Genomic DNA, 5,536 nt, shown 5'->3' with positions numbered 1-5,536 from the left:
GGGCTGATCACCCGTGGTGGCAAACCCATTTCGCGCCCAACGGGTTCGGCTGCAATTGCGGTGTGGAGACGTTAAACGAGCGCGGACTAAAGCGCCTGGGTAAAGATGGCCCAGACACACCGCCTAACGACGGTACCTATGAGCACGTCGATAACACCACCGGCGAAGTCGTCACCGTGCCCAATGGCCTGCAACCTGGCTGGGATTACGCACCAGGGCAAACCGCCACTGAGCGTGCGGTTGCTGCGCGCCTGAATCGGCTGGACAGCGTTGAAGCGACGATTGCCCGCGAGAACGTCGCGCAGCTGGTGGAAGCGCCGCTGTTCAACCGTTTCTTTAATGGCGAGATGCGCGGAGAGTTTCCGGTTGCCGTGGTGCCTGCGGTTGAGCGTCAGGTGCTTGGTGCCGAGTCGCCCGTGGTGCTGCTCTCTCAGCAGAGCCTAAGCGCCCATCGTGAGCGCCACCCGGAGATCGGCATCAACGACTACCGCCGCGTGCAGCAGCTACTCGATGACGGTGAGGTGTACCAGATGCCTAACGATCCTGGTCGTTTGATCTACCTGATCATTGAAGGCGTCACCTACCGCGCTGCACTCAAACGCACCGAAGACGGTAAGAAGAACTACTTTTTGACGCTGTTTAAAAGCCGCACAGACCAGCCACCGCCGGGAGCGGAGCGCTTGAGATAGCCGGAGCGATTGAGATAAGCAAAGGGGAGTAAAGCGGAAGTGTAGCCTGCCGCATGGGAGGCACCCATGCTAGCCCTCATCAACGCCCATTCAACAAGATGAATAAGGCGAAGGGGTCGGTAGCCATACCGAGGACAGGCACCATCAGTATAGGAGAGAACCATGGGCACCATCAACGTCAATAGCGGCGAAGTAGAGTGTGCTATTCAAAACCTGATCAACAAGGGCAACGACCTTACCGCGCCGATGAAGAGCATCGGTGAAGAGATGGTCAACCGCACCCAGCAACGCTTCCGCGATAAAGAAGTCCCAGACGGCACACCATGGAAAGATAACTCGCCTGTCACCAAGGCGCGCAAAGGCCATGGGCGTGTACTGGAAGGCGAAAGCAAAGAACTGGCCAAACAGTTCAGCTATAGCGCAGCGTCAGACAGCGTCGAATGGGGAAGCCTAATGGTCTACGCCGCCATGCAGAACTACGGCGGTACAAAAGCCGAGTTCCCCCACTTGTGGGGTGACATACCGGGGCGAGAGTTTATAGGCATGAATGATGACGATGGAGACGAGGTACTGGGTATACTGGCTGATCATTTGAGCGTGTAGGAACTAATCATCAACGTGGCCCTGTAAGCGCCGCTGAGGTATTACCCGCTACGTTGGCCTGACTTTCCCCCGCAAGGCGCGTTAGAACCGCGTTAGATTTTGTTTAAGATCACTTTCGCCCGGTTCACTGCGTATAGTATCGTCGTATAAATACAGAAGAATACTAAACTCAAGGGAACAGGGCGCGTATTGATGACTGAGGCAACAATAGAAATGGAACGCTTTCACTTGGTTTATGATGGCCCGGCGTTACAGGGGCACCAGATGGATGTACGGGCCTTAGCGCCTGCTCTTCTATCTGTAGGAAACCTGGTTGAGCAGGCCAATGAAGTGCTTAACGGCGATCGAGCTAAAGTTTATGTGAATGTTAATGCATCTTTCAAAACAGGCTGCTTTGGGATTGATCTTGATACAACCCAATCGCTTGTTCAAAGAGCATTGGATCTTGTCTCCTCTAACCCCGTTGTATCAATTTCAACGATTTGCACGTTATTAGGGCTTTCCGCTCGGGACGGGGTCAAAGGTGTTATTGCCGTCGTCCGCTGGTTACGAGGCCGCAAAATTACACGCATAGAGGTTCTAAATGACGGTATTGTTACCCTATACATCAATGATGAGCAGCTAAAAGTTGAAGAGCGAGTGCTGGCTCTTATTCAGGATTATAAAATCCGTAAGGCTTTAGAGGGAATGATTGAGGAGCCCTTGAATAATGAAGGGATAGAATCTGTCTCTGTGATGCCTCGCAAAGGCGCTGAGCCGGTGGTGCATGTAGAAGCTGATGAAGCTGCATACTTCCACGCACCAGCACCTGAAGACGAAATTCTCGATTCGCTGGAATACGAGACCAATCTTCAAGTCGCTAATGTGCCTTTTCATGATGGTCACAAATGGCGCTTCACAGAAGGTGGCGGCGGCAATACTTTCTATGCAGATATTATGGATTTCAAGTTTTTGGAGCGAGTGCAGCTTAACCAAGAAAGGTTCGCAAAAGATGACATCCTCAAGGCTAAAGTCAGGCGAGAGCAAAAAATGACCGCTCAAGGGCTGAAAGCAGAGTACTCCATTCTGGAAGTACTAGAGCATAGAAATGCGGCACCAAAAGTGCAGCTCGGAATAGACTTCGATAAGCAGTAGCCCGCACTTCCTCGCCAGAAAAACTCCTAAAGCGCTTTAAATCCACGCCCCGCCCTAAGCCCCCGATCATGGGGGCATGAAAACACACAGCCTTCACACCAAGCCCCGCGTCGCTGCCTGCGCTCTCCGAGTGCAGCTCACCGACGACAAAACGCGACTGATGCCTGCTGGCACCTTCCACGTACCGCGTGGGGCTGCAATAGGCTCAGGTCCTTGGAACCTCTCTGCCGAACAAGGCCAGGCGATTATCAGCCTCGCGGCTGCGCGCAGTACCGACATCGCCATCGACTACGAACACCAAACCCTCTACGCCGAGCAGAACGGCAAGCCTGCGCCTGCCGCTGGCTGGGTCGACCCGCGCTCATTGGAATGGCGTGACGACGGCCTGTACGGCGCGATTGCCTGGACGGCCGCCGCCAGCGCGGCCATTGATGCCAACGAGTACCGCTACCTCTCCCCCGTTTTCCCGTATGACGCCCAAGGCCAGCCGCTCGATTTGCTGCACCTGGGGCTAACCAACACCCCCGCCATCGACGAAGGTGCAGCGCAGCTTGCCGCTGCGCGCTTGTCGGTTACGCACGACACACCCGAGGAGATCGACCCCGTGAAACGTGAACAGCTGATTACCACACTCGGCTTGGCTACCGATGCCACCGACGAGCAGATCGACACCGCTATTGCCGCGCTAAAAGCCGGTGATGCTGATGCCAAGGCGCTACGCGAAGCGCTGGGTGCCAAAGATGACGCGAAACCAGCGGAAGCCGTGGCGGCCTTAAAAGCCTCCAGCGCCACTGCACCGGACATGAGCCAGTACGTACCGGTCGCCGTGTATCAGGAAACCACCCAGCAGCTCGCTGCGCTGAAAGCCAATAGCAACACCGCTGAGTTGGACGCATTGATCAAGGAAGGCTTGGACGATGGTCGCATCCCAGGTCAGGCCACCGCCGATTGGCTACGCGAAGAAGGTCTGGCGGCATGTAAAGCCCACTTGGCAGATGCCCCCAGCATCGCCGCGCTAAAGGCCACCCAGACAGGCGGCAAACCACCGGAAGGCACCACAGCGAAAGACGGTGAGCTAACGGAAGCGGAGCTTGCTGTGTGTAAGGGCATGGGCTTAACGCCGGAGCAATACCGCAAAGCCAACCCAGCCGCTAGCGCGTAAGCCGCTCGCGAATCATCCCTTTCAAGAGGACAACAACGTGACTGCGTTAACTCAAAACCGAAACACGCCGTACCGCGAGAACGTCAGCCGTAGCCACCCGCTCGCAGCCGGTGCGGTGGTGTTCGCTGGCGGCATCGTCACCATGGCCGTTAATGGCTTCGTCTCCGCTGGCTCTACCGCGAACGGCTTAATGGCTGTGGGTGTGGCCACGCACTACCAGGACAACACCACCGGTGATAACGGCGACCAGCACGTTGAGGTAAAGCGCGGCTGCTTCGTCTTTGCCAGCGCCACCGGCGACGACGCTATTAGCGATGCTGACCTCGGCTTTTACTGCTACCTGGTCGATGACCAGACAGTGGCGAAGACCGACGGCGAAGGTGCTCGCTCCGTGGCTGGCGTTATCGACGGCGTTGACGACTTTGGTGTGTGGGTACGCATCGACCCGACCAACGGCCCGGTAGCCAGCGCCTAATAGCTCCGGCGTCCAATAGATAAAGGACAGAACCACCATGAATCTCACTTCCGCCAATTTGCAGGCGCTGTTCAAGGCCTACAACACCAACTTCCAGCAGGGCTTTAGCTCGATGGGTGAACAGGGCGCGCTCTATGAGCAGTTCTGCACCATCGTGCCCAGCAGCACGGCCGTTGAGGTCTACCCGTTCCTGAAATCCTTGCCACGCATGCGGGAATGGCTGGGCGACCGGGTCATTCACTCACTGGAAGGCGCGGCTTTTTCGATCAAGAACCGCAAGTTCGAGTTGACCGAAGGCGTTTCACGCGACGTTATCGAGGACGACACCTACGGCCTGTATGGCCCGGTGTTTGAAGAATTTGGCCGTTCCAGCCGTGAACACCCTAATGAACTCGCCGTAGAAGTACTGGAGGCTAACCCCGAGTGCTACGACGGCCAACCGCTGTTCGATGCTGACCACCCCGTGCTGAATGCCGCTGGCCTGGAAGTCTCGGTTTCCAATGATATGGGCGGCGACGGTGACGCCTGGTACGTGATGGATCAGACCCGTGTGATCAAGCCGGTCGTGTTCCAGCGCCGCCGCGATTACAACTTCCGCGCACTGACCGATCTCAGCGACTCGAAAGTGTTCATGACCGACCAGTTCTTGTTTGGCGCTGATGCGCGAGTGAATGCCGGTGCAGGCCTGTGGCAACTGGCGGTGCGTTCACGCCAGCCGTTCAATGCCGAAAACTACGAAGCCGCTCGCAAGGCACTTCAAGCGATGAAAGGCGACTATGGCCGCCCGCTGGCCCTGCGCCACAGCCACACCATGGTGCCCAGCAGCATGGAAGGCGAGGCACGCGCCGTGCTGAACAACGCCATGAACGCCGCAGGTGCCACTAACCAGTGGGCGAACACCTCCCAGCTTGTGCTTAACCCCTGGTTAGCCAGCGCTTAACGGCACGTTAACCCGCCATTCGCAGTGCCTGCCCCGGCGGGCACTGCGCAACGGAGAACACCATGGCAGCACGCAAACAAACCACGACCGCCAAGGCGACTGAGCCGACACCTAGGAAGGTGACGGAAACTCCCACGCCCAACGATGCCGCAACACCGGACGCTGAGCAGATCTCGACAGATGGCGCACCTACCGAGATCCAAGGCGAAACCATCACTGGTGACGGCACCGGTAACTCACTGCCACCGATGGAGGAAATGCCTGGCGTTTTCGTGCGCACCAAGCGCCGAATTAAAAGCCGCCGCCGTGCTGGCTACCGCTTCAACCGCTCGGGCATGGGTATTGCCCTGGAACTGCTCAGCGAAGAGCAACTGACGCAACTGCGCGAAGACCCAGCATTAGAAGTTGAAGACTGCACCTTCCCGCTGGATGAAGCGACCAGCGAGCAGGAGTCCTGAGCATGCCCTACTGCACCTTGGCGGATCTTATTGAGCGCTTTGGCGAGCACGAAGTACTCGCCATCGCCCGCGATG

6 protein-coding genes and 1 pseudogene are annotated in these 5,536 nt (G+C 57.2%); all 7 read left to right on the top strand.

From position 1 onward, the window contains the following. A pseudogene (locus tag CZ787_RS18815) lies at positions 1-689 on the top strand (hypothetical protein); the annotation flags it as partial. Between the two features lie 162 nt (positions 690-851). Next, positions 852-1,292 (top strand): phage virion morphogenesis protein, encoded by a 441-nt coding sequence (locus CZ787_RS07250; protein ID WP_087107685.1) that lies wholly within the window; start codon positions 852-854, stop codon positions 1,290-1,292. Positions 1,293-1,484: 192 nt separating this feature from the next. Next, positions 1,485-2,426 (top strand): hypothetical protein, encoded by a 942-nt coding sequence (locus CZ787_RS07245; RefSeq protein ID WP_087107683.1) that lies wholly within the window; start codon positions 1,485-1,487, stop codon positions 2,424-2,426. A 76-nt stretch (positions 2,427-2,502) separates the two neighbouring features. Beyond that, on the top strand, positions 2,503-3,588 hold the full coding sequence (locus tag CZ787_RS07240) for a phage protease (RefSeq protein ID WP_087107681.1): 1,086 nt from the start codon (positions 2,503-2,505) through the stop codon (positions 3,586-3,588). A gap of 37 nt (positions 3,589-3,625) precedes the next feature. Next, on the top strand, positions 3,626-4,063 hold the full coding sequence (locus CZ787_RS07235) for a hypothetical protein (protein WP_087107679.1): 438 nt from the start codon (positions 3,626-3,628) through the stop codon (positions 4,061-4,063). Positions 4,064-4,100: 37 nt separating this feature from the next. Next, a complete protein-coding gene (locus CZ787_RS07230; RefSeq protein WP_087107677.1) occupies positions 4,101-5,003 on the top strand; it encodes a Mu-like prophage major head subunit gpT family protein in 903 nt (300 codons plus the stop codon). A gap of 62 nt (positions 5,004-5,065) precedes the next feature. Then, positions 5,066-5,461 (top strand): hypothetical protein, encoded by a 396-nt coding sequence (locus CZ787_RS07225; RefSeq protein ID WP_087107675.1) that lies wholly within the window; start codon positions 5,066-5,068, stop codon positions 5,459-5,461. The last annotated feature ends 75 nt before the right edge of the window (positions 5,462-5,536 follow it).

Origin of the sequence: Halomonas citrativorans (assembly GCF_900163645.1) — a bacterium.
Taxonomy (GTDB): Bacteria; Pseudomonadota; Gammaproteobacteria; order Pseudomonadales; family Halomonadaceae; genus Vreelandella; species Vreelandella citrativorans.
This window is presented reverse-complemented; position numbering and strand designations above follow the sequence as displayed.